Origin of the sequence: Acinetobacter sp. CIP 101934 (genome assembly GCF_000369585.1) — a bacterium.
GTDB classification, from domain to species: Bacteria; Pseudomonadota; Gammaproteobacteria; order Pseudomonadales; family Moraxellaceae; genus Acinetobacter; species Acinetobacter schindleri.
On record NZ_KB850094.1, the window covers coordinates 2,932,261 to 2,956,123 of the forward strand.

At 45.4% G+C, this 23,863-nt stretch carries 20 protein-coding genes and 7 tRNA genes; 12 read left to right on the plus strand and 15 right to left on the minus strand.

The genetic code is table 11. The features are described from left to right. Nucleotides 1-15: 15 nt before the first annotated feature. The 8 genes from F899_RS14270 to F899_RS14305 all read left to right on the plus strand — a co-directional run bounded on the left by F899_RS14270 (nucleotide 16) and on the right by F899_RS14305 (nucleotide 9,579). Nucleotides 16-1,518, plus strand: coding sequence for a UvrD-helicase domain-containing protein (locus F899_RS14270; RefSeq protein ID WP_005223480.1), 1,503 nt, complete (start codon nucleotides 16-18; stop codon nucleotides 1,516-1,518). A 37-nt stretch (nucleotides 1,519-1,555) separates the two neighbouring features. After that, entirely contained in the window at nucleotides 1,556-2,938 is a 1,383-nt protein-coding gene (locus tag F899_RS14275) for an AAA family ATPase (RefSeq protein WP_005223482.1), read from the plus strand. A 423-nt stretch (nucleotides 2,939-3,361) separates the two neighbouring features. Further along, nucleotides 3,362-6,199: a monovalent cation/H+ antiporter subunit A gene (locus F899_RS14280; protein WP_004896305.1), complete on the plus strand. Its 2,838-nt coding sequence runs from the start codon at nucleotides 3,362-3,364 to the stop codon at nucleotides 6,197-6,199. Nucleotides 6,200-6,203: 4 nt separating this feature from the next. Further along, on the plus strand, nucleotides 6,204-6,569 hold the full coding sequence (locus F899_RS14285) for a Na+/H+ antiporter subunit C (protein WP_004896306.1): 366 nt from the start codon (nucleotides 6,204-6,206) through the stop codon (nucleotides 6,567-6,569). After that, the gene (locus F899_RS14290; protein ID WP_004896309.1) at nucleotides 6,569-8,380 is read left to right on the plus strand and encodes a monovalent cation/H+ antiporter subunit D; all 1,812 of its coding nucleotides are present in this window, start codon (nucleotides 6,569-6,571) and stop codon (nucleotides 8,378-8,380) included. The genes F899_RS14285 and F899_RS14290 overlap by 1 nt, the downstream gene beginning before the upstream one ends. Then, entirely contained in the window at nucleotides 8,380-8,898 is a 519-nt protein-coding gene (locus F899_RS14295) for a Na+/H+ antiporter subunit E (protein WP_004896311.1), read from the plus strand. Before F899_RS14290 ends, F899_RS14295 begins: the two co-directional genes overlap by 1 nt. Beyond that, entirely contained in the window at nucleotides 8,895-9,170 is a 276-nt protein-coding gene (locus F899_RS14300) for a monovalent cation/H+ antiporter subunit F (protein ID WP_004810060.1), read from the plus strand. The genes F899_RS14295 and F899_RS14300 overlap by 4 nt, the downstream gene beginning before the upstream one ends. A 10-nt stretch (nucleotides 9,171-9,180) precedes the next feature. Beyond that, the gene (locus tag F899_RS14305) at nucleotides 9,181-9,579 is read left to right on the plus strand and encodes a Na+/H+ antiporter subunit G (RefSeq protein WP_004896320.1); all 399 of its coding nucleotides are present in this window, start codon (nucleotides 9,181-9,183) and stop codon (nucleotides 9,577-9,579) included. A gap of 142 nt (nucleotides 9,580-9,721) precedes the next feature. Here F899_RS14305 and F899_RS14310 read toward each other — a convergent pair whose 3' ends face one another. The 13 genes from F899_RS14310 to tpiA all read right to left on the minus strand — a co-directional run bounded on the left by F899_RS14310 (nucleotide 9,722) and on the right by tpiA (nucleotide 17,406). Continuing rightward, complete coding sequence (locus tag F899_RS14310) at nucleotides 9,722-10,126, minus strand: ribosome-binding factor A (RefSeq protein WP_004810065.1); 405 nt, start codon at nucleotides 10,124-10,126, stop codon at nucleotides 9,722-9,724. Further along, on the minus strand, nucleotides 10,126-12,837 hold the full coding sequence (gene infB / locus F899_RS14315; protein ID WP_004896323.1) for a translation initiation factor IF-2: 2,712 nt from the start codon (nucleotides 12,835-12,837) through the stop codon (nucleotides 10,126-10,128). The genes F899_RS14310 and infB overlap by 1 nt, the downstream gene beginning before the upstream one ends. Before the next feature lie 10 nt (nucleotides 12,838-12,847). Continuing rightward, nucleotides 12,848-14,332 (minus strand): transcription termination factor NusA, encoded by a 1,485-nt coding sequence (gene nusA, locus F899_RS14320; protein ID WP_004810069.1) that lies wholly within the window; start codon nucleotides 14,330-14,332, stop codon nucleotides 12,848-12,850. A 35-nt stretch (nucleotides 14,333-14,367) separates the two neighbouring features. Then, nucleotides 14,368-14,892, minus strand: coding sequence for a ribosome maturation factor RimP (rimP, locus tag F899_RS14325; RefSeq protein ID WP_004810072.1), 525 nt, complete (start codon nucleotides 14,890-14,892; stop codon nucleotides 14,368-14,370). A gap of 224 nt (nucleotides 14,893-15,116) precedes the next feature. Continuing rightward, nucleotides 15,117-15,193 (minus strand) — tRNA-Met (locus F899_RS14330). Between the two features lie 196 nt (nucleotides 15,194-15,389). Next, nucleotides 15,390-15,466: transfer RNA gene (locus F899_RS14335), tRNA-Met, on the minus strand. 62 nt (nucleotides 15,467-15,528) lie between these two features. Continuing rightward, nucleotides 15,529-15,605: transfer RNA gene (locus F899_RS14340), tRNA-Met, on the minus strand. Between the two features lie 82 nt (nucleotides 15,606-15,687). Beyond that, nucleotides 15,688-15,764: transfer RNA gene (locus F899_RS14345), tRNA-Met, on the minus strand. An 82-nt stretch (nucleotides 15,765-15,846) separates the two neighbouring features. Next, a tRNA-Met gene (locus F899_RS14350) sits at nucleotides 15,847-15,923 on the minus strand. A gap of 82 nt (nucleotides 15,924-16,005) precedes the next feature. After that, nucleotides 16,006-16,082 (minus strand) — tRNA-Met (locus F899_RS14355). 52 nt (nucleotides 16,083-16,134) lie between these two features. Then, a tRNA-Leu gene (locus F899_RS14360) sits at nucleotides 16,135-16,219 on the minus strand. 52 nt (nucleotides 16,220-16,271) lie between these two features. Further along, entirely contained in the window at nucleotides 16,272-16,601 is a 330-nt protein-coding gene (gene secG / locus F899_RS14365) for a preprotein translocase subunit SecG (RefSeq protein WP_004810073.1), read from the minus strand. 13 nt (nucleotides 16,602-16,614) lie between these two features. Then, on the minus strand, nucleotides 16,615-17,406 hold the full coding sequence (tpiA, locus tag F899_RS14370; protein WP_005223490.1) for a triose-phosphate isomerase: 792 nt from the start codon (nucleotides 17,404-17,406) through the stop codon (nucleotides 16,615-16,617). 282 nt (nucleotides 17,407-17,688) lie between these two features. On the opposite strand from tpiA, the gene pilB reads away from it, so the two are divergent. From pilB to coaE, 4 genes are read left to right on the plus strand one after another with little or no spacing between them, the layout of a single operon-like run. Continuing rightward, a complete protein-coding gene (gene pilB, locus F899_RS14375) occupies nucleotides 17,689-19,398 on the plus strand; it encodes a type IV-A pilus assembly ATPase PilB (RefSeq protein WP_005223492.1) in 1,710 nt (569 codons plus the stop codon). A 31-nt stretch (nucleotides 19,399-19,429) separates the two neighbouring features. Continuing rightward, on the plus strand, nucleotides 19,430-20,659 hold the full coding sequence (locus tag F899_RS14380; protein ID WP_004896339.1) for a type II secretion system F family protein: 1,230 nt from the start codon (nucleotides 19,430-19,432) through the stop codon (nucleotides 20,657-20,659). Then, nucleotides 20,659-21,519, plus strand: a complete 861-nt coding sequence (locus tag F899_RS15960; RefSeq protein WP_005223494.1) for a prepilin peptidase — start codon at nucleotides 20,659-20,661, stop codon at nucleotides 21,517-21,519. Before F899_RS14380 ends, F899_RS15960 begins: the two co-directional genes overlap by 1 nt. Before the next feature lies 1 nt (nucleotide 21,520). Further along, on the plus strand, nucleotides 21,521-22,117 hold the full coding sequence (gene coaE / locus F899_RS14390; protein ID WP_005223496.1) for a dephospho-CoA kinase: 597 nt from the start codon (nucleotides 21,521-21,523) through the stop codon (nucleotides 22,115-22,117). A gap of 20 nt (nucleotides 22,118-22,137) precedes the next feature. On the opposite strand, the gene F899_RS14395 is transcribed toward coaE, so the two are convergent. Continuing rightward, nucleotides 22,138-23,061, minus strand: a complete 924-nt coding sequence (locus F899_RS14395; protein ID WP_034434135.1) for a DMT family transporter — start codon at nucleotides 23,059-23,061, stop codon at nucleotides 22,138-22,140. 6 nt (nucleotides 23,062-23,067) lie between these two features. After that, nucleotides 23,068-23,817 carry a 23S rRNA (guanosine(2251)-2'-O)-methyltransferase RlmB gene (rlmB, locus tag F899_RS14400; protein WP_004810085.1) on the minus strand — a complete coding sequence of 250 codons (750 nt, stop codon included), beginning with the start codon at nucleotides 23,815-23,817 and terminating at the stop codon, nucleotides 23,068-23,070. Between the last annotated feature and the right edge of the window lie 46 nt (nucleotides 23,818-23,863).

The window sequence follows — 23,863 nt, forward strand, 5'->3', positions numbered from 1 at the left end:
GTTTTCAATTTAACTGTGTCTGAGCCAATTAAACCGACCGCAACCTATGAGCAGGCCACTGCCATTGATAACGCACGTCTGGGCAAATCTTTTAAAGTGATTGCCTATGCCGGCACAGGTAAAACCACAACTTTACAAATGATCAGCGATGCCATGCCGCAGCGGCGTGGCATGTATCTGGCATTTAACAAATCCATTGCTGCGGAAGCACAAAATAAGTTCCATCGTGGTGTGGACTGCCGGACTTTCCACTCACTGGCCTATCGCAGTGTTCCACGTGGAGTCACGGATAAAATGCGCCTGCCCCGTCTCAGTCCAAGCTTCATTGCCAAGGAATATCGCCTTGAGCCGATGACCCTGCGCCGCATGATGGGTGGCCGTTATGAAAAATATGTCATGATGCCTTCGCGTCTGGCCAGTCTGGTCGCGAATGCGGTCGGTTATTTCTGTTCAACCAGTTCACAATACCCTGCTCCACGGCATATTCAGGCACCAAGCTGGTTACATCCGGACGATGTCGAAGCCCTGCAAAAGAAACTCTATCCTGCGGTTGAGCGTCGCTGGCTGGAATCGATTGATCCGAATCATCAGGCCGGAATCGGACATGATATTTATCTGAAACTCTGGGCATTATCAGAACCGAATATTCCAGCGGATTATGTACTTTTTGATGAAGCTCAGGATGCTGACCCCCTGATGTTGGGTATTTTGCTAAAACAGCGCAGCACCCAGGTGATCTATGTCGGGGATGCGCATCAGCAGATTTATGCCTGGCGTGGTGCAGTCAATGCCATGCAGCAACTGCCATTACCAGAATCCCGCCTAACTACCTCATTCCGTTTTGGTCCTGAAATTGCCCTGAATGCCAATGCAATTTTGGGAGCCTTGAATGAAACCGTGCCCTTACTCGGTAATCCGCATCTGAACTCTAAAGTAGTGAATAAACCACATACCAAAATGCGTGATGCGATTTTATGCCGTACCAATGCCCGAGCCATGGAACTGCTGCTTGCTGGACTTGTGCGTGGTGAAAAGGTCAGTTTGCAGGCCGATCATGTCAAGCTGAACCGTTTTGTCGAAGCGGCTGCCATGCTGAAACAGGGCAAACGCGTGGTGGATGTACCTGAACTGGCTTGGTTTAACTCCTGGCATGATGTACATGAATATTGCGAGACCAATGAAGGCAGTGACATTAAACCTTTGGTGAAACTGGTTGATGAGCATGGTACTGATCCGCTGAAAACTGCGCTGGCCAAGATCACGCCAATCGGACAGGCCGACTACATCATCTCCACCGCCCACAAAGCCAAAGGACTGGAATGGGACCGGGTCCATATTGAAGATGACTACCAGTTTAAATTAAATGAAAAAGATCACAAGATTAGTGATGAAGAGTTAAGACTGCTTTACGTGGCTTGTACACGTGCTAAAGTAAGCTTAAATATTCACCACATTTATGACCTGATTCAGCAGCTAAAAATTAAAATGCCTCTATCATTACGGCAGGCAACAGGCTAGTACGGCATGGATGTAGGCATCACGATACAGGTGGTCTATGCAAGTCGAATCCATACAACTCAAACATACCCTGCATTTTTCTGATATCCAGCTTGAATTTAAATATCATAAATTGCCTGTTACCTTAATTCTCGGTGATCAGGGTTCGGGTAAAACGGCGCTGCTGCGTAGCACCTATCAGGCACTGACCTGGTTCGCTGCGCGCTATCGTGACCTGCGTACTGCCGGTATGGTGATGCTGGATCAGGACATCATGCAACATCGTCTGCAATCCAAGATCAATATTCAGGTCCGTTTTCCTGAAGAAATTGGCTCTTTTGCAGAAAGTAGCGATCAACAGCAATCTGCTACCCAGCAGTGCAGCTGGCAGCTTTATAAAACTTTAAATAGTCAGGGTGTGGGACTGAGTAAGGTAGATACATCGCAACTCGAAGCGATGGTCACGTTGTATCAGAAAGCCCTCGCCAAAGATCCAATGCTGGGCTTACCGCTGATTGCCTATTATCCGTCTGAGCGTTTTGTAAATGAAATCAATCTACTCAGTAAAAACAATCCGGCGATTTTACAGACGGTGTATGCCTATGAAATTGCAGCTATTTCCTTCACGACTTTTACCCGTTTTTTTGAATGGTTTCGGGAAATCAGCGACATTGAAAATGCGCAAAGTGCGCAGATTCTAGAGCAGATCCTGAGCCGCGCTTCGCAGCAGGATAAAAAACACAATATGGATGAACTGGTCAAACATATTGAACATGCCCAGATCCAGGTGAATACTCCAAGTTTAAATAGCCTGCGTGAAGCTTTGTCGATCGTTCTGCCTGAAGTCAGCAATCTCTATTTGCAGTACCAACCTAAAATGCAGCTGATGGTGAGCTACCAAGGACAAACCCAGACTTTACAGCAATTACCGAATAGCATCCGCAACTGGATTGCCTTAGTCGGAGATATTGTGCGTCGCCTATGTCTGCTCAATCCGAAAAGCCTGTTTCCATGCAAGGAAGGCAGTGGCATTCTACTGATTGATGCGATTGATCATCAGCTGGATCAGGACATGGCAGCAGTCATTCTGTCTCGTCTGCATCAAGCCTTTCCTGAACTGCAAATCATTGTGACAGCTAACCGTCCTGAGTTACTGGAACAGGCAGCGGATTTTCAATGTCTGTGTCTTGAAAATAAACAACTCTCCCCAATTCAAGTTGATACAATCCCAGCGCAATTTGATCAACTCTATGCCAATTTAGGCTTGGGTCAAGAAACACTGAATACTGAGGAAATCGTGCTGCTCGAGCCCGAGCTTGAACAAGTAACACCACTTTCAATCTTGCAACTGATTCAGCAAACATTGAATGAAGAGCAGCAACAGGAGTTGCTACGTTTACTGAATCAGAATGACCGGAAAATTCCCCAAATTCCGTTTTAAGCGAATAAGCTGGCTCTTGAATTAACCTGATTTAATTTTTCTGAATGGCTCCTTATCGAAGCAGACCTTCAAGGCTGTCCATTTTTTTCAATAGAATCTTCAAATTTGATCTTTATTTTCAGTTCAATCTAGTCGATGTGCTCAAGCATGCACCCCATGTTTTTATGGGGTCATCGTATAATTGTTAAGTCGTACACAAAAAGATTGATGTTGTTGTTATCCTGTAATATGATCGGAATTACTTGCATTTTTCATTGTAAAATCGGAATTTGCTATCGTTTATAAGTTGCGCAATACAACTGTTTTTATTCTTTGAATACGATTTGGCTTTCAAGATTGAGAAATTTGGGCTGCTCCTTGCATTCCTGTAATCCTTGAAAGATAAAGATTCACCCTAGGTTCATGACGACCTAACTCACGACAATGGATACGAGTGTGCTGCCGATTATTATATTGTTACCGTTAGTATTAGGCACAACCCTTGTCTCGTGGCTGAAAAGATTTTCGCGCGGGGTAACGGCCTTAGGGGCCATTGGTGTCAGCCTCAGCAGTTTTGCATTATTACTCAGCCAAGCGCCTGCGGTGCTAGATGGCGCAGTCATTAGCGAAAGCTGGTCATGGCTGCCTCAACTTGGTATTGATTTCAGTTTCCGCCTGGATTCTCTGGGGCTATTATTTGCTCTGCTGATCAGTGGCATCGGCACCCTGATTTTTATTTATGCCTACTATTATTTAAGTCCGAAGAACTCGCTCAGCAAACTTTATATCCTGCTGATGCTGTTCATGGCAGCGATGCTCGGCATTTCCTTGTCGAATAACCTGATTATTTTATTAATTTTCTGGGAACTGACCAGTATCTCCTCGTTCTTGCTGGTTGGTTACTGGAGCAATTATGAAGTGGCCCAACGTGGCTCACGCATGGCGTTGACCATTACCGGCATGGGTGGTCTGGCAATGCTCGGTGGTTTCGTTTTACTGGGTGAGATCACAGGAACTTATCAGATTGATCAGATCCTTGGGATGACCGAGCTGATCCAATCGCATAGCCTGTTTGTACCTACCCTGCTGCTGATTTTGCTTGGTGCCTTTACCAAAAGTGCGCAGTTTCCTTTCCATTTCTGGCTGCCAAATGCCATGGCAGCACCGACACCGGTATCTGCTTATCTGCATTCTGCCACGATGGTAAAAGCGGGCTTATTTCTAGTCGCACGCTTGCTGCCAATTTTTGCTGGCGCGGCACTTTTTCATAATATTGTTACCTTTATCGGTCTATTTACCCTGTGCATGGCAGCCTTTTTTGCCATCTTTAAGGAAGACCTGAAAGGCTTGCTGGCCTATTCAACCATCAGTCATCTTGGCCTGATCATGTGTCTGCTGGGGATTGGTTCACCACTCGCGGTGGCTGCTGCAATTTTCCATATCATTAACCATGCAACCTTTAAAGCTGCACTGTTTATGATAGCCGGCATTATTGACCATGAATCGGGTACACGCGACTTACGCAAGTTGTCCGGCTTATGGCAATTACTGCCTTTTACTGCAACCCTCACCATGATCACTGCTGCCTCAATGGCAGGTGTCCCATTGACCAATGGTTTCCTGTCCAAGGAAATGTTCTTTACTGAACTGCTGGCCAACCTAAGTGGTCCAGTAATGATTGGCTCTGCCATTGTCGCGACTTTAGCCGGTATTTTCGCGGTAGCCTATTCGATTCGTCTGGTTCACGGCGTATTCTTCGATGGTCCAATTGGACGCCATGTACCGAATAAAAATGCACATGAACCCGCATTTGGCATGCGTGCGCCAGCAACTTTACTGGCAACCTTATGTATTCTGGTCGGTATTTTGCCTGCCTTACTGGTTGAGAAAATTGTTAATAGCACTGTCCGGGCTGCCACACAAAACCTGGCGTTTGAAGGCACCCACCTTGCTATCTGGCATGGTTTTAATGCACCACTCTTAATGAGTGTGATCGCCCTGATTGGCGGAATCCTGTTCTATTTCTCGCTGGCCAAAGGCGGCTTGATTCGTGAAATTGATCTTGATCCGAGCTTGGGCAAATTTCAGGGCCGGATTTTATTTGACCTATTCTTAAAATCATTATTGCTAAATTCACGTCGTTTTCGCCGTGCCACTGAAAATGGCAAACTGCAAAGCTATCTGCTGTGGATTGTGATCTTTACCATCGGTCTGGTTGCTGTACCTTTGCTGACTCATCAGATTGGTACTGGCGCACGTGAGCTGACCCATGCACCGGCTTTAGCGATTATCTTATGGCTGCTGTTATTCTCAGCCTGCTGGATGATGCTGTGGTTCCATCATGAGCGGATTAAAGCCGTACTGATCAGCGGTGCAGTCGGTCTGGTCGTGACCATGATCTTTATCGGTTTCTCGGCACCAGATTTGGCCCTGACCCAGATTACCGTCGATGTAGTTACCACAGTATTGCTGCTGATGAGCCTGTCTCTATTACCACAGCTTACCCCTTATGAATCCAGCCCGACCCGACGCTGGCGCGATGCCATTATTGCAATTACGGGTGGTCTGAGTATTGCCTGGGTAGCCTGGCTCGTCATGACCCGAGATCATAATTCAATTTCCTGGTTCTTTGCCCAGCAGTCAATTCCGCTCGGCGGCGGCACCAATGTGGTGAACGTGATTCTAGTGGATTTCCGTGGTTTCGATACCTTCGGTGAAATCACCGTACTCGGTATTGCGGCGATTGGCGTATTGAGCCTGATGGATGGTATGCGTGCCCATGGTACTACCATTACTCAGGGTTTGACTTATCGTTTTAACCCCTCCCCGCTGATGCTGCGAATTACTGCTTCCTGGATTTTGCCAGTTGCACTGGTGGTGAGCCTGTATATTTTCATGCGCGGCCATAACCAGCCTGGCGGTGGTTTTATCGCAGGTCTGGTGACTTCTTTAGCCTTGATTATTCAGTACATTGCCATCGGTCAGGATCATGCAGAAAAAATGCTTGGTGCTAAATCTGGTCGTCTCTATGAAATCTGGATTGGTAGCGGTTTGATGTTTGCTGGCCTAACTGGTGTTGCCGCCTGGTTCTGGTCACGTCCATTCCTGACCAGTGCACATATTTATGTCCATCCACCAATACTGGGCGATATGCATCTGGCTTCTGCAGCGCTGTTCGACGTCGGGGTTTATGTCACCGTGGTCGGCGCGACCATGTTAATGATTTCTGTGCTTGGGGATTCACGTCACTCGTCTATGACTGGCCCGGTACCAAGAGGATAATGCAATGATCAGTCTAGAATTTTTATTGGTCTCTGCAATTGGACTCCTGACAGCAACCGGGATCTACCTGATCCTGCGTGCCCGTACCTTCCCTGTAGTATTGGGTCTGGCAATGATCGGTTATGCCGTCAACCTGTTTCTGTTTGCCATGGGACGTATTCAGCTCAATGCACCTGCAGTCCTTACAGAAACCACCAAAACTACGGACCCACTGCCACAGGCATTGGTACTGACTGCTATTGTAATCGGATTTGCCACCACGGCATTCATTGTTCAGCTGGCACTTCGCAGCCGTTATGAATCAGGGACAGACCACGTTGATTCCAAAGAAGAAATACCAAACCATGACCCACGTGAGGATGAGCCTTAATGACTGATCTTTATAATTTCTGGGTCCAACATACACCTATTTTCAGTATTCTCCTGCCAGCATTCACTGCATTCATTCTGCTGTTATTAGGCAATCCTGGTGCAGGTTCACTGGCGACAGACTGGCGTCAACCTTGGCGTCGTGGCATCAGCCATGTCTCAACGCTGCTGGGCCTGGTGGTTTCGATCAGTTACTTGATAAGCACCAGTCAGGGACAAATCAGTGTTTATACCCTAAGTGAATGGTCTGCTCCATTCGGAATTGTACTGGTTCTGGATCAGCTGTCTGCCTTGATGCTGGTATTGACCTATGCACTGGCTGTGCCGATTATCTGGTATGCCAGTCGTGACTGGGACATGCGCGGGCGTTATTTCCATGCCATGATGCATTTCCTGCTGATGGGACTCAGTGGAGCTTTCCTCACAGGTGACTTGTTCAACCTGTTTGTATTCTTTGAAATCCTGTTGATGGCATCTTATGTCCTGCTTCTGCATGGTCAAGGCAAGGCTCGTTTCCAGCTGGGTATTCACTATGTCACAATTAACCTACTGGCTTCTGCCCTGTTTCTGATTGGCTTAGGCATGATCTACGGCAGTGTTGGCAGCCTGAATATGGCCGACGTTGCCCGACTGATGCCAACGCTGGAAAATGATCAGCATAAAATTGCAGTCGCTGGTGCACTGCTGTTATTTGTAGTGTTTGGGATCAAGGCTGCCATGCTGCCTGTCGGATTCTGGCTCCCGAAAACGTATGCTGTGGCAACAACACCGGTAGCAGCCCTGTTTACCATCATGACCAAGGTGGGTATTTATGCCATCCTGCGAGTCAATGGTACGGTCTTTGATGATGAATACAGCCATCAGATTCTGATGAACTGTCTGATGGTCATCGGTCTGATCACCTCCTTATATGGTGCTGTGGCAGCTATTGGCACAGATCGTTTGCGCCGCTTTATTGGTTTTATGCTGCTGTCTTCAGTGGGTACTATTCTGATTGCGATTGCCTTGAATAATTCAGCAGCTTGGGCAGGCGGTTTGTACTATATGGTGCACAGTACCGTGATTGCTGCCGCTTTCTATATGCTTAGCGGCTGGATCACCTCTCAGCGTGGTGAATTCAAAGATCATTTTAAAAGCGCACCACAGATGAAACAGAATACCCTGGTATCGATAGTCTACTTTATCATTGCCTTGATGATGGCGGGTCTGCCACCATTTAGTGGCTTCTTCGGTAAGGTCTTCATCTTGCAGGCTACGACAGGCTCGCCTTATCAGATGATCATCATCATTACGGTGCTACTGGTCAGCTTGCTGAGTATTCTAGCCTTTACCCGGGTTGGTTTTATCCTGTTCTGGCGCGCCAGCAAACCGGATGATAATGTCCATTCTGAAGCCTTTACCCAGTACGAAACCCTGCCAAGCCGGGCACCTTTGCGTAATGATAAGGTGATTTACCTGTTGCTCGCTGGACTGACAGCCTATGTGGTATTTGCTTCACCTGTCTATAATTATGTGTATCGCACTGCGGTACAAATTAAAGATAATCCAGTCTATGAAGCGGCATTATTGAAACGTGATGCCGAAGGCAAGGTCATTAGCGTGCAGCCATTTGATCCGGAATATTTGCCTGAAACCAAATATGGTGGGGAAAATCCAGATCCAAATGCACATCTGATTCCATATGTAATTTCACCGGCAACTTTAGAAGGTGAAAATATTTCTGAATTCAAACAGCGTCAGATCAATGAACAGTATATTGAACAGAAAAATGCGCCAAGCGATAACCAGCTTAAACCGCAGGAGGGACCATAATGAAAGCATCGTTCTTACGCCGCTGGTTCCCTCATCCACTGGTTTCCGTCATTGTCGGAGTAAGCTGGTCTTTACTCAATCATAGTCTAGATGCCGGTACACTCGTCACCGCCTTAGTCCTTGCAGTACTAATCCCACGAATGGTATTCCGGTTTATTGACTACACACCGAATATTCACTGGCTACCCGCCATTCGTCTGTTCTTTGTGGTGATCTGGGACGTTATTGTTGCCAATATTAAAGTCGCTATTCTGGTCTTAGGGCCAACCAAGAATTTACATCCCAAATGGTTCCGTGTTCCTTTGGATACTGAACATGAAGAAGTAAATGCCTTACTGGCAATGATCATTACCACAACGCCAGGTACGGTATCTGCCGGAATTGATCAGGATCGTGGCGACATTCTGGTGCATGCCTTAAGTACCGACGATGAAGCTGCTGAGATTGAAGTTATCAAACAGCGCTATGAACGTCCACTGATTGAGATTTTTAGCGCTCAGACTGGAGAAAATGCATGACGATTTTGCCTTATGCCTTACTGATTTGTCTGGGTGCCGTGACCATTTCCATGTTCCTGTGTCTGGCACGTCTGGTCATAGGACCCTCTATTGTGGACCGACTATTGGCTCTGGATACCCTGTTCCTGAATGCTACCTGTCTGGTCGTCATCCTCGGTATTTACTGGGCCAGTACCTTTATGTTTGAAGGTGCCTTACTCGTGGCAATGTTAGGTTTCGTCTCTACGGCTGCGCTGGCACGTTACTTTACCACTGGTCATGTGATCGATTAGGAGTTCTCAGATGCAATTATACCTAGAAATTCTGATCTCGATTTTCCTGCTGATCGGTTCATTCTTTATGCTGGTCGGCGGGGTTGGTATGGTTCGATTACCTGACCTGTTTATGCGCCTGCATGCACCGACCAAGTCCAGTACCTTGGGCCTCGGTAGCTTCCTGATTGCTGCGATGATCTATTCTGCAAGCTTTGGTCGTTTTGGTTTTGCTGAAGTGCTGATTACCCTGTTTGCCTTTATTACAGCACCAGTTTCGGCCAATCTGATGGCTCAGGCAGCACTGCACTTACGTTTGCGCTCAATGAGTGGTGAAGTACCGGAAGCACTGGAACGTCCCCTACCCTGGCAGAAAACCCGTCGTCGTGCTTTTTTTGAAAAGAAAAACTGCGATGATGATTTAAAATAGTAAGCGCTTTCATTTCCCTCTATTTTCCTTCTGGGAAAAAATAAAAAGAGGGTATAAATAAGCGAAACTCCTTTTTCTTTATTCCTCATGCCCAATAAAAAAGCCACCCGAAGGTGGCTTTTTTATTACACTTGATCAGTGTTTATTCTTCATCTTTCTTGTCTTCAGCTGGAGGTAAATCCTTCACAGCTTCAGCAATCAGACCAAACATATAGTTACCATATGCATTGGTTTTGTCGTAATGGAAACGCAGACGTGGCGTAATACGTGTCTTGATCCGACGGCTTAGTTCGTGGCGCAAGAAACCAGACGCTTTGTTTAACACATCCAGCGTTTCTTTATTTGCCGCTTCACTTTGCTCATCACCCAGTTCACGACCCATTACAGTCACATAAACTTCAGCATAGCCTAAATCAGGGCTGACTTTCACCGCCGAGATGGTCACTAGACCACCCAAACGTGGATCTTTAAGCTCCTGACGAATCAGTTCAGAGAGTTCTCTCTGAACTGTATCAGCCATACGCTTAAGACGCTGACTACCCGCCATTAAAGACTCCGTTTAATCAGTTGAACATCATACACTTCGATCTTGTCGAGAGGTTTGATGTCTTTATAGCCTTTCACTGCAAGACCACATTCCATACCGGCACGAACTTCTTCAACCACTTCTTTATAGCGACGTAGAGATTCAAGTTCACCCTGGAACACAACCACGTCATCACGTAATACGCGAATCGGTTTGTTACGGTGTAATGTACCCTCAAGTACCATACAGCCCGCAGCTGCACCAAATTTACTAGAGTGGAATACTTCACGTACTTGCGCAACACCAAGAATTGTTTCACGGTGTTCAGGTGCAAGCTTACCGCTCATGGCTGCTTTCACATCGTCGATCAACTGGTAGATTACTGAGTAGTAACGGATATCGATACTGTCAGCATCTGCTTTTTGACGCGCAGTGTTGTCGGCACGGACGTTAAAGCCTAGAAGTACAGCTTCAGAAGATTCAGCAAGTGTTACGTCAGACTCGGTGATTGCACCGACACCTGAACCAATAATACGTACTTTAACTTCGTCGGTTGCCAGGTCAGCAAGCGCAACGTGTAATGCTTCCAATGTACCACGTACATCAGTTTTCAGAACCACATTCACAATCGGCACATCTTTCTTGCCCATTGATGCCATGATGTTCTCAAGACGCATTGCAGATTGACGCTCAAGACGTTTTTGACGTTCACGATCCATACGCGCATCAGCAACTTCACGTGCTTTCTTCTCGTCATTTACCACAAGAACTTCGTCACCTGCCATTGGCGCTTCTGGAAGACCCAAGATTTCCACTGGAATCGAAGGACCTGCAGATTGAATACGTTTACCGTTTTCATCTGTCATGGCACGAACGCGGCCGTATGATGAACCTGCAAGAACAAGATCACCTACTTTCAAGGTACCGTTTTGTACAAGGATCGACGTTACTGCACCACGAGAGTTATCAACACGTGCTTCAATAACTACACCTTGTGCAGCACCTTCTTCAGAAGCTTTAAGCTCTAGAAGTTCAGCCTGAATTAAAATCAGATCAAGAAGCTCGTCGATACCGGCACCTGTGTGCGCAGAAACCATAGCTACAGGAACGTCACCGCCCCACTGTTCAGGCACGATTTCTTTGGTCGTCAATTCATTCAATACGCGATCTGGATCAGCAGATTCTTTATCCATTTTGTTGATCGCAACGATGATTGGCGTACCCGCAGCACGCGCATGGTCAATTGCTTCAGCAGTTTGTGGCATTACACCATCATCTGCCGCCACAACTAACACCACGATATCTGTCGCTTTCGCACCACGTGAACGCATTGCTGTAAATGCTGCGTGTCCCGGAGTATCCAAGAAAGTGATGATGCCTTTATCAGTTGTTACGTGGTAAGCACCGATATGCTGTGTGATACCACCCGCTTCACCCGCAGCCACTTTGGCACGACGAATACGGTCAAGCAGCGATGTTTTACCATGGTCAACGTGACCCATGATGGTAACAACAGGTGCACGTGTAGATTGCACACCACGCGCCTCTTCAGCTTGTTCCATCAGCGTATCTTCTGCTGCAGTTTCAGAAACCAGTACCGGATGATGGCCCATTTCTTCAACGATCAGCGCAGCAACTTCCTGGTCAATCGCTTGGTTCTGAGTAACCAGTTCACCCATTTTCATCAGTGATTTGATGACTTCACGAACTTTAACTGCCATTTTCGCAGCTAGGTCAGCAACGACAATCGTTTCACCGATTTCAACGTCATAAACTTGTTTCTTAACAGGTTTTTCGAAGCCATGTTTGTTCGATTGACTTGTTTTCAGACCACGTTTATGTGAGTTATCACGGAAAGATTGCTCTTCACCACGACGACCGCCTTTCTTAGATGAGCGAGTATTATTCGTGTTCGTACCACGTTTAATTTCACGGTCTTCTTTTGCGAAAGAGTCTTCGTATGCTTGACCAACCAGCCCAGCAGCAAGAGGAGAATCATCAACAACACGAATCGTTGCTGTTGTATCTTCCGCTGTGTACTTAGACGCCATTTGACGCATTTGTTCAAGCGTACGTTGTTGCGCTTCTTCAGCAGCCTTACGACGTGCAGCTTCTTCAACAGCTTTGAGTTGTGCTGCTTGCGCTTCACGTGCTTTTTTCTGTTCAGCAGTTTCAGTCGGTTTAACAACCTGCTTCACAATTGGTTTGTTTGTAGATTTGCGTTTTACAACTACAGCCGCTTTAGAAACTTCTTGCTTGTCGCTGGTTTGCTTTGCAGCAGCACGCATGGCTTCTAAAGCTTTACTCGCGTTATTGACGCCAGTTTTTGGAGCTTCAGCAGAAGAAACGGTTTGCGCTGTATTCTGCTCAGGCGCAGCTTTGGCCTGTTGTTCAGCCTTGGCTTTTGCCAATGCTTCTGCTTTGATCTGTTCTGGATCAGGCTTAGTAAATGTATGTTTCTTGCGAACTTCTACATTAATGGTTTTTGCCTTACCCGAAGTACTGGCTACTTTAGCCGTACTGGTCGTTTTACGTTTCAACGTGATTTGTCCTGCATGACCATCCGAACCTTGTGATTTTTTCACATGGCTCATCAGGTGATCTTGTTGTTCGGCGGTAATAATTTCGTCAGATTTGCTCTGTGGTAAACCTGCCTCACGAACCTGTTCCAGGAGCTTCTCAACTGGGCGACCCAATTTGAGGGCTAACTCTTTAATCGACTTGTCCGTCATATACTACCTCCTAGTTAAACCATGATTCGCGCGCTTTCATAATGAGCTGACCCGCTTTTTCAGCGCCTAAACCTTCAATATCTGCGATATCGTCAGTTGCCTGATCTGCAAGGTCATCCACTGTTACCACACCACGAGCTGCTAGAGCTTGCGCGATCTCTGCTGTCATGCCATCCATTGCAACAAGTTCTTCACTTGGCGCTTGTACGTTTTCTTGCTGTTGTAATGCATCAGCAAGTGCAACTTCTTTTGCACGGCTTTGCAGTAATTCAACCAGTTCCGCATCCAGTTCGATTTCATCAAACGTTTCTGCAGGTACGTATGCAATTTCTTCAAGCGAGGTGAAGCCCATTTCTACCAACGCCATAGCCAAATCTTCAGCAATATCCAGACGTGTTACAAACATGTCCAGGTATTTTTGTGCTTCGCTTTGTTGACGCGCGTAGTATTCTTCTTCCAGCATCATATCCAGCTTGTAGCCAGTCAGTTCTGATGCCAGACGAACGTTCTGACCCTGTGAACCAATCGCACGAGCCAACTGATCACTCGTTGCGAAAATGATGTCTGCAGTACGTGCATCTTCATCGATAACAATACTGGATACATCTGCTGGTTCAAGTGCGCTTGCGATGTACTGAGCAGGATCATCTGACCATACTACGACATCAATACGCTCACCATTAAGTTCCTGTTGCACTGCCTGGATACGTGTACCACGCATACCAATACAAGCACCAACCGGATCAATACGGTGGTCATTTGTTTTCACTGCAATTTTGGCACGTACACCTGGCTGGCGTGCGGCTGCCTTGATTTCAATGATTTCTTCCGAGATTTCTGGAATCTCTTTTTTCATCAATGCGATCAGCATTTCAGGTTTAGCACGAGAAAGCTGTAGCTGAGCACCACGACCTTCACGGTTGACATTGAAAAGAATCGCATTCACGCGTTGTTTCGGGCGAAGGATTTCCTTCGGAATCATTTCTTCACGTGCAAGATATGCTTCAGCATTGTCCCCTAAGTCAATAATGAAACCGTCTTTGGTTTGTTTTTTCACTTCACCATAGATCAGCTCACCGACTTTAGATTCATAAGCATCAGCAACCAGTGCACGTTCTGCTTCACGAATCTTTTGTACAATCACCTGTTTAGCAATCTGTGCAGCAATACGACCGAAATCGATTGACTCAACTTCCAGCTCACGAATGTCACCGATTGACCATTTTGCCGGATCAACATCAGAGATGGCATCCTGACAAGCTGGCATTTCATGATCTTCGTCTGCAACCACTTCCCACTGACGGAAAGTACGGTAGTCACCAGTTTTACGATCGATTTCTACACGTAAACGTGCTTCTTCCGAGTTGGTTCCTTCGTAGAACTTTTTCTTGGTCGCTGCAACTAAAGCTTGTTCTAGTGCTTCAAAAATTGCTTCACGAGGTACACCTTTTTCGTTACTAACCGTTTCAACGACGGTAAGAATTTCACGTGCCATATGTCACCTATTCGTTCAGATTCTTATTGATTTAGTTAATCTTGATAGACCAAATTTGCTTTATCGATATTGTGACTGTCGATGTCCAGAACCTGCTGCTTTTCTACTTCTACCTGAATCATTTCATTTTCAAGGTCGACTGCAACCAGTTTTGCCTGGAATTTACGACGGTTGTCCACCGCACTGATCAGACGTAAGGCAACGGTCTGACCGATATAATCTGCCATTTGCTGAAGCTGGAAGAATGGACGGTCCCAGCCTGGAGACGACACTTCAAGTGCATATTCACCTGAAATCGGATCATGTACGTCTAGCATCGCGCCCACCTGTTGGGTAACGCGTACGCAGTCCTGCACACCAATTCCGCGGCCCTGCTCCACTTCACCGTCTTCATTGATGACCGGTTCAGCAGTTGGATCGACTGGCTTGTCGATATAAATACGTAATAGAGAACGTTTACCCTGAGGAACAAATTCGATTCCCCAAAGATCTACATCACAGGCTTCAACTGCAGGTGCAATCAAGTCCTGAAGTGCTTGAGTTTTATTTGATAGCTTCATTTACTCTCGTCATCTGGTGCGATTTTATGATCTATTTGACCACTACAAACCAATACAAACTATAGTAGTAGTGAAACATGGAGATATGACCAAATTTTGTCGACACTACACGATAGCCAATAAAAAAGGGCGTAAATCGCCCCAATTAATGCACAATTTCGGATTTTTTCAAATCCCACTGTGCAAAAAGGCCCACCATAGTTGTGAGCCTCTTTTAAGAAACTTGGTAGCGGGAGCTGGATTTGAACCAACGACCTTCGGGTTATGAGCCCGACGAGCTACCAGACTGCTCCATCCCGCATCAACGTGCAAAAATTATATACAAAAGACGATAAGTTTTCAATCAAAACTATCTCTATCGATATGTTGGTCTTTTGTCGCTGAAAAATTGGTAGCGCTCACTGGACTTTAATCCAACGATCTTCGAGATTTTATAAAGAGTTGAGCCCGACGAGCTTGCAACTGATTAAAATAACGAAATCACACTTTCCAAAAAGTGGTAGCGGGAGCTGGATTTGAACCAACGACCTTCGGGTTATGAGCCCGACGAGCTACCAGACTGCTCCATCCCGCATCAGCATACAAAAAACTTTTCAGTTCATAGAACTGCCTTTAAAGTTTGCATCTTTAAAGGATTGGTAGCGGGAGCTGGATTTGAACCAACGACCTTCGGGTTATGAGCCCGACGAGCTACCAGACTGCTCCATCCCGCAACAACATGCAAATAACTCTTCTCAACTTAAAACTGGTTTCAAGTTGCCTCTTTAAAGTTTGCGTCTTTATAAAAGGATTGATTGGTAGCGGGAGCTGGATTTGAACCAACGACCTTCGGGTTATGAGCCCGACGAGCTACCAGACTGCTCCATCCCGCAACAACATGCAAATAACTCTTCTCAACTTAAAACTGGTTTCAAGTTGCCTCTTTAAAGTTTGCGTCTTTATAAAAGGATTGATTGGTAGCGGGAGCTGGATTTGAACCAACGACCTTCGGGTTATGAGCCCGACGAGCTACCAGACTGCTCCATCCCGCAACAACATGCAAATAACTCTTCTCAACTTAAAACTGGTTTCAAGTTGCCTCTTTAAAGTTTGCGTCTTTATAAAAGGATTGATTGGTAGCGGGAGCTGGATTTGAACCAACGACCTTCGGGTTATGAGCCCGACGAGCTACCAGACTGCTCCATCCCGCAACAACAGAAGTTTTTTAGCTGCATACACCAACTTATGTTCTGGATTATAAGTTGGTGCGGAAGGGGGGACTTGAACCCCCACGCCCGAAAGCACTACCACCTCAAGGTAGCGTGTCTACCAATTCCACCACCACCGCAGCTGCAGGCATTCTATTCGCATCATGCACAAAAAGAAAGCCTTTGGCGAAATTATTCACCAGTTTTTGGTGCAGTTGGTGAAGTTTCAGTCGATTGAGCAGGTGCAGTCTGAGTCGTTGGAACGCTATTCAGAGTATAAGCATCTGTGGTCTGCTTTTTAGCAAATACCGCTAAAGTCAAGCTGGTAATAAAGAACAATGCCGTAAATACTGCAGTCAAACGGGTCAGGAAATTACCTGAACCTGAAGCACCAAAAACAGTCGCAGCACCGCCACCACCGAAAGATGCACCAGCATCTGCACCTTTACCATGCTGAACTAAAATCAAGACAATCATCAAAATCGCTAAGATAATATGTACTACCAGCACAAAAGTTTGCATGCTGAACTCCTAATTATTGTGTATTTGCAAATGCCTGGGCAATTTTATGAAATGACTCGGCATTGAGTGATGCACCACCCACCAGTGCCCCGTTGATATCAGGACAGGCTGCCAACTCTACTGTATTTTCAGGTTTAACACTACCACCATACAGAATTGCAGTGGTTTCACCATAACCAGTAATCTGTTTTAGACCTTGACGGATCTGAGCATGCATCGCTTGTGCATCTTCCGGAGAAGCAGTTTTACCAGTACCAATCGCCCAGATCGGTTCATAGGCAATTACAATATTCTTCCATTGCTCTGCTTCAACTACAGCCGCGATATCACAGATTTGCTGCAATACCACAGCTTCCGCCTGACCGGCTTCACGCTGTTCCAGACTTTCACCTACACAATAAATCACAGTCAAACCGGCATTTAAAGCATTTTTGATTTTGGTATTGAGAATCTCTCGTGACTCACCAAAGATTTCACGACGTTCAGAATGTCCTACCAGAACATAACCAATACCACTATCTGCCAGCAGTTCTGCACTCACTTCGCCCGTATAGGCGCCCATGCCTGCAATACGAGACACATCCTGAGCAACGGTATAAACCGGACGAACGGCAGAAGCCAATTCAGCCTGAACCTGAGTCAGTGCAATTGCTACAGGTGCTACGCCTAAATGACACTTTTCTGCTGAAATCGGTGTAGATTCAAGTAAATCTTTCACCCCACGAAGCAATGTCTGCGCATCTGTCTGCAGCGGGTTCATTTTCCAGTTACCCACTACCCATGGGGTAATCGTCGACAACGACATAAACAACCTATTCTGAATACCTATCTTTAATTGGGCACATTCTACACGGAATTAGAAAATTTGAAGAAGAGTTTTCTTGCGGCATTTTCAGTGCCAGGTCTGTTCAAACTGCTCATTTTTTGTTATCACTTAAGATTATGGGGATCACTTCTTAGGATTCATTCAGTATTTTGAATATTAATGCGAAGAAGGCAGCATTTTACGCTATGGTAATTTTACGCAAGCAACGTATAATTTTGATAAAGCAATTAAAACAATTTTGATTCACGGGCATATTAGAGCATGACAGCAATTCAGGGATCTCCAAGATTTACGGGGTTTATTCGTCGACTTGTCGATGAAGGGGTTATATCTGCAGAAGATATGCAGGGTGCTTTGAGCAGTGCCAAAAAAGATAAAATTGATATTGTTCCCTATCTGATTGAACATCACCGCCTCTCGCCAACCAAAATCGCAGAAACGATTTCTCTTGAATTCGGTGAACCGCTATTTGACATCAGTGCTTATGATCCTGCCCTGATCGTACGCGAAGATTTTGATGAAAAGATTATTACCAAACACCGCGTACTGCCGATCTTTAAAAATAGCAATATTCTGTTTATCGCGACCAGTAACCCGACCAATATAGAGGCAATTGATGCCGTTCGTTTTGCGACCAAACTCAACATTGAAACCATCATTGTTGAACATAATAAACTCGAAAAACTGATCGAGCAGAATTTTACTGAAGAAAGCACCTTTGACTTTGATGATGATTTTGATCTAGATGTTGATATCGATAGCTCTGACCCGAATAAAGATGATGAGAATGACAATAAAGGTGATGAAGCACCAATTGTTAAATATATTAATAAGTTACTGATTGATGCAATCCGTATGGGTGCATCTGATTTACACTTTGAACCTTATGAAAAAATGTACCGTGTGCGTTACCGTGTCGACGGGGTCTTGCGTCAAATCGCCACGCCACCTTTACAGCTTGCAACACGTCTGGCCTCACGTCTTAAAGTTATGTCACAAATGGATATTTCCGAGAAGCGTGTGCCTCAAGATGGTCGGATCAAGTTAAAACTCTCTAAAAATAAGGCTATCGATTTCCGTGTCAACTCACTCCCAACCCTGTTTGGGGAAAAACTGGTACTGCGTATTCTGGATCCATCGAGTGCCATGCTGGGTATTGATGCACTGGGGTATGAGCCTGATCAAAAAGCCTTGTTTATGGAAGCATTAGACAAACCACAGGGCATGCTCTTGATCACCGGTCCGACAGGCTCTGGTAAAACCGTATCTCTATATACCGGTTTAAATATCCTGAATCGTGAAGATACCAATATTTCAACTGCTGAAGACCCAGTCGAAATTAACCTGCAAGGGATCAACCAGGTTAACGTCAATAATAAAGTCGGCCTAACCTTCTCTGCTGCCTTGAAATCATTTCTGCGTCAGGATCCTGATATTGTCATGGTCGGTGAGATTCGTGACCTGGAAACTGCAGAGATTGCGATCAAGGCAGCACAAACAGGTCATATGGTGATGTCAACACTACATACCAACAGCGCACCAGAAACCTTGACCCGTTTACGGAATATGGGTGTGCCATCATTTAATATTGCCACCTCGGTGAATTTGGTGATCGCTCAGCGTTTGGCGCGTCGCCTTTGTCCACATTGCAAAAAACCGGCAGATATTCCACGTCAGAGCCTGCTTGAAATGGGCTTTAGCGATGATGATTTACAGAATCCGGAATTTAATATTTTTGAACCTGTCGGATGTAACGAATGTCGCGAAGGCTACAAAGGTCGAGTCGGTATTTATGAAGTCATGAAAGTGACACCAGAGATTTCACGTATTATTATGGAAGATGGCAATGCAATTGAGATTGCCGAAGCTTCCGCACGCGCAGGTTTTAACAATTTACGCCGATCAGGGTTATTAAAGGTAATGCAGGGGGTGACTTCTCTTCAGGAAGTCAATCGTGTTACCAGCGAATGATCAGGTGCTGCTATAAAATAAGGATAAACTCATGGCTTCAGTGAAAAAAGGTCAAATGATGCCGACCTTCACCTATGAAGGGGTAGACCGTAAAGGTATAAAGATTAAAGGGGAAATACCTGCACGTAACCTCGCCTTGGCCAAGGTCACGTTGCGTAAGCAGGGTATCAGTATCAAGAGTATTCGAGAAAAAAAGAAGAATATTCTTGAAGGCCTGATGAAGAAAAAAGTGACCACACTGGATATCACCATTTTTACCCGTCAGCTTGCTACCATGATGAAAGCCGGGGTACCACTCGTACAAGGCTTTGAAATTGTGGCGGAAGGCCTTGAAAATCCTTCAATGCGCGAGGTTGTACTCGGGATTAAAGGTGAGGTTGAAGGCGGAAATACCTTTGCAGGTGCACTGCGCAAGTATCCTCAATACTTTGATAAGCTATTCTGTTCGCTGGTTGAATCCGGTGAACAATCCGGTGCTTTAGAGACCATGCTGGATCGTGTTGCGATTTATAAAGAAAAAAGTGAACTGTTAAAGCAGAAAATTAAAAAAGCCATGAAATACCCAGCAACAGTGGTTGTTGTTGCAATTATTGTTACGATTATTTTGATGGTTAAAGTCGTTCCAGTTTTCCAGGATCTCTTCTCGTCATTTGGTGCAGACTTGCCAGCATTTACAAAAATGGTAGTCAATATGTCTGAATGGATGCAGAAATACTGGTTTCTATTAATTATCTTTATTGGTATTGCAATTACAGCATTTTTAGAAGCTAAAAAGCGTAGTAAAAAATTCCGTGATTTCTTGGATAAGGCTGCACTAAAAGCACCTATCTTCGGTGATCTGGTTTATAAAGCGATTATTGCTCGTTATAGTCGTACTCTGGCAACGACTTTTGCTGCTGGTGTTCCATTAATTGATGCACTGGAATCAACTGCAGGCGCGACCAATAATGTAGTTTATGAAGATGCTGTCATGAAAATTCGTGAAGATGTTGCTACTGGTCAACAACTGCAGTTTGCTATGCGTGTCACCAATAAATTTCCTTCTATGGCTGTGCAAATGGTCTCGATTGGTGAAGAATCTGGTGCACTTGATGCCATGCTGGATAAAGTTGCGACCCATTATGAAAATGAAGTCGATAATGCCGTTGATGGTTTGACCTCCATGATGGAACCATTGATTATGGCCGTTCTTGGTGTGCTTGTAGGTGGTCTTGTTATTGCAATGTACCTGCCGATTTTCCAGATGGGTTCCGTGGTTTAATGCAAGATCTTATTTTATATTTCACTCAAAATCCGACTGCGCTCTATATTGCAGTCGGGCTTTTTAGTCTCTGTATCGGTAGTTTCCTGAATGTCGTAATTTACCGCACCCCTAAAATGATGGAACAGGAATGGCGTAACGACTGCCAGCTGTTTTTACACCCTGATCAACCGATCATTGATGAGAGCAAGCTTACATTAAGTAAACCTGCGTCGACCTGTCCAAAATGTCATACACCGATTCGCTGGTATCAAAATATTCCTGTGATCAGCTGGCTGGCTCTTCGCGGCAAATGTGCGAACTGTCAAAATCCAATTAGTGCCCGTTATCCATTCATTGAAATTCTAACAGCCGTTTGTGCATTGACCGTTTTGGCTGTATTGGGTCCTACCATACAAATGTTGTTCGGTCTAGTGCTGACTTATATTCTCATTGCACTAACCTTTATTGACTTTGATACCCAGCTGCTTCCAGATCGCTATACCCTTCCACTTGCAGCTTTAGGCTTAGGGGTGAATAGCTATGCAATTTACACCTCACCAACTTCAGCCATCTGGGGTTATATCATTGGCTTCCTGTGTTTATGGGTCGTGTACTACCTGTTCAAAATAGTAACTGGTAAAGAAGGCATGGGCTATGGTGATTTTAAATTGCTGGCTGCTCTAGGTGCCTGGATGGGACCGTTAATGTTGCCACTAGTTGTATTATTGTCATCACTCGTCGGTGCAATTATTGGCATTATTCTGTTAAAAGTACGTAAGGAAAATCAGCCTTTTGCTTTTGGTCCTTATATTGCCATTGCCGGCTGGATCGCTTTCCTGTGGGGCGAGCAGATTATGAAAGTCTATTTAGGTCAATAATTTGAAATTTATACTAGGTCTGACAGGTGGTATTGGCAGCGGCAAATCTGCTGCCAGTCAATGGTTTGAACAGCATGGTATTGTGGTCGTGGATGCTGATGTTGTGGCACGCGAGATTGTCGAAGTCGGTCAGCCAGCACTGCTACAAATTCAGCAAGCTTTTGGTGACTGGGTATTACAGAAAGATGGAACCTTAAACCGTCGTGCTTTACGCGAACATATTTTCCAATCCAATGATGCCCGTAGAATCTTAGAAAGCATTACTCATCCCGCAATTCGCCAATCGATTATTCAGCAATTACAGGATGCACAAAGTCCTTATGTGATTCTGGTGTCTCCTCTGCTGTTTGAAACCAACCAGCATGAACTTACCGACCATACCTTACTGATTGATGCTTCGATTGAGTTGCAGATCCAGCGTGCTTCACAGCGTGATGGTCAGAATATTGAACAGATTCACCGTATTATTGCTGCTCAGATGCCCCGTGAACAAAAACAGCAACTGGCGGATGATATCGTATTAAATGATGGCCATCTGGAACACTTATATGCGCATCTACAGCCTCTCCATGAACAATATTTGCAAAGAGCTCTCTGAACTAACAAAAAAAGCAGTCATCAAGACTGCTTTTTTTGTTCTTCAAGTTTGATGGCCAAACTGTCCTGATGTTGCAGCCAGCGCCATGGCTGCAAGGCACCGATTGCCATCCCGATCAGACCACAGACCATCGCCAGACTCAGCGGTTCATTCAACAAGGGCACGGCCAGAATAGCAGCAATAAAAGGTGCCAGATTGGTAATACTGCCTGCTTTAAATGCGCCAAGCCGCTTAATCGCTTCCACATAGGTTAGGGTTGCAATGATGACTACAAACACCCCGTGGAAAAGTGTTTGAAACAATAAATGTTGTGGCTCAGGTATAGTTAAATTTTTAGGTAAGAACAGTAAATAAATCGGTACATACACCACAGCCGACCAAATTGCCACGCCACACATGGCTTGCCAGGCAGACAGTTGATATTTACGTAACAAGACCGTAAATATCCCCCATAAAATCGCACTGATGAAAAACAGGACATCCCCTGCCCCAAAGGCCACACCTGTTTCCTGATACATCAGTACGCTCATCAGACACAGCACCGCGATCATAATGCTCAGACTGATCCAGGTATGTTTATCAAAAGCCTGATTCATCAGAAAATAAGCCATCACTGCAGTACACAACGGTATGCAGCCATTCAAGAAAATGGCGGCATGGGCAGTCGGTGCGTAATGGAATGCGCTATAAGCAAACAGGCAATACACCACTCCACCGATCATAGCCAGGATAAAAGATTCTTTTTTCAGTAAAAAAGAAGCCTCTTTACGATAGATTAAAATCGGCATGAGAATCAGAAAAGCCAGAGAGAAGCGTAGTGCGACGATATCCCAGGCACTGATCTGCCAGATTGCATTCAGGCGAGCGGTTAAAGTAAAACCGCCCCAGATACACATGGTCGTTAAGAGGAAAAAATAACCTTGTGCACGTGTGGATAATCTCATCAGGGATTAAGCATTACGCTGACGGCAAGCTTCATATAAAGCCATACCTGTTGCCACACTTACATTTAAACTTTGCAAGTTGCCTGCCATCGGAATATAAACCGTTTGATCACACTGACTTTGCGTAATTGGACGCAGACCGGTATCTTCCGCCCCCATTACCACGCAGACACCAGTACCAGTAAAATCAAATTGCTGAATTGGTAATGCTTTCTCATCCAGCATAGTCCCCACAACGCGGACATTAAAGTCATCTTTGATCTGACCCAAAGTACGTGCCAGATTGGTGACCTGAATAAATTTAACTTTCTCGGCACCACCAGCTGCGACTTTACGCGCAGTCGGTGTCAAACTTGCAGAACGGTCACGTGGCACGATTACAGCCACGACACCCATAGCTGCTGCCGTACGGATACAGGCACCGAGATTATGCGGATCGGTGACTTGGTCAAGCGCTAATAAAAGTGCTTGTGAATCTTGTTTTAAAAGCTCTTCTAAATCTTTTTCATTTAAAGTTGGATGCGGACGCACTGCTGCTACCACCCCCTGATGGAACGGCAAACCTGCTAGCTTTTCCAGTTTGTCGCGACTAGCCTGTTGCACACTAATCCCAAACGGTTCAGCAAGCTCTAATACACGCTTTAAGCGCTGATCATCACGACCTTTCAGAGTAAACAGCGTCAGGACGCGTTCAGGCTCAAGCTCCAGTAATGACTCAACTGAATGTACGCCATAAAAATACTCAGGTTTAGCCATGAACGACCTCTAAATTAATTTGGGAAATATGCTGCAAAAGAAAAAT

Excerpts from the sequence above, each read along its gene's own strand:
- F899_RS14275 (WP_005223482.1), top strand. The coding sequence starts at position 1,556 with ATGCAAGTCGAATCCATACAACTCAAACATACCCTGCATTTTTCTGAT.
- F899_RS14280 (WP_004896305.1), top strand. The coding sequence starts at position 3,362 with ATGGATACGAGTGTGCTGCCGATTATTATATTGTTACCGTTAGTATTA.
- F899_RS14285 (WP_004896306.1), top strand. The coding sequence starts at position 6,204 with ATGATCAGTCTAGAATTTTTATTGGTCTCTGCAATTGGACTCCTGACA.
- F899_RS14290 (WP_004896309.1), top strand. The coding sequence starts at position 6,569 with ATGACTGATCTTTATAATTTCTGGGTCCAACATACACCTATTTTCAGT.
- F899_RS14295 (WP_004896311.1), top strand. The coding sequence starts at position 8,380 with ATGAAAGCATCGTTCTTACGCCGCTGGTTCCCTCATCCACTGGTTTCC.
- F899_RS14300 (WP_004810060.1), top strand. The coding sequence starts at position 8,895 with ATGACGATTTTGCCTTATGCCTTACTGATTTGTCTGGGTGCCGTGACC.
- F899_RS14305 (WP_004896320.1), top strand. The coding sequence starts at position 9,181 with ATGCAATTATACCTAGAAATTCTGATCTCGATTTTCCTGCTGATCGGT.
- F899_RS14310 (WP_004810065.1), bottom strand. The coding sequence starts at position 10,126 with ATGGCGGGTAGTCAGCGTCTTAAGCGTATGGCTGATACAGTTCAGAGA.
- infB (WP_004896323.1), bottom strand. The coding sequence starts at position 12,837 with ATGACGGACAAGTCGATTAAAGAGTTAGCCCTCAAATTGGGTCGCCCA.
- nusA (WP_004810069.1), bottom strand. The coding sequence starts at position 14,332 with ATGGCACGTGAAATTCTTACCGTCGTTGAAACGGTTAGTAACGAAAAA.
- rimP (WP_004810072.1), bottom strand. The coding sequence starts at position 14,892 with ATGAAGCTATCAAATAAAACTCAAGCACTTCAGGACTTGATTGCACCT.
- secG (WP_004810073.1), bottom strand. The coding sequence starts at position 16,601 with ATGCAAACTTTTGTGCTGGTAGTACATATTATCTTAGCGATTTTGATG.
- tpiA (WP_005223490.1), bottom strand. The coding sequence starts at position 17,406 with ATGTCGTTGTCGACGATTACCCCATGGGTAGTGGGTAACTGGAAAATG.
- pilB (WP_005223492.1), top strand. The coding sequence starts at position 17,689 with ATGACAGCAATTCAGGGATCTCCAAGATTTACGGGGTTTATTCGTCGA.
- F899_RS14380 (WP_004896339.1), top strand. The coding sequence starts at position 19,430 with ATGGCTTCAGTGAAAAAAGGTCAAATGATGCCGACCTTCACCTATGAA.
- F899_RS15960 (WP_005223494.1), top strand. The coding sequence starts at position 20,659 with ATGCAAGATCTTATTTTATATTTCACTCAAAATCCGACTGCGCTCTAT.
- F899_RS14395 (WP_034434135.1), bottom strand. The coding sequence starts at position 23,061 with ATGAGATTATCCACACGTGCACAAGGTTATTTTTTCCTCTTAACGACC.
- rlmB (WP_004810085.1), bottom strand. The coding sequence starts at position 23,817 with ATGGCTAAACCTGAGTATTTTTATGGCGTACATTCAGTTGAGTCATTA.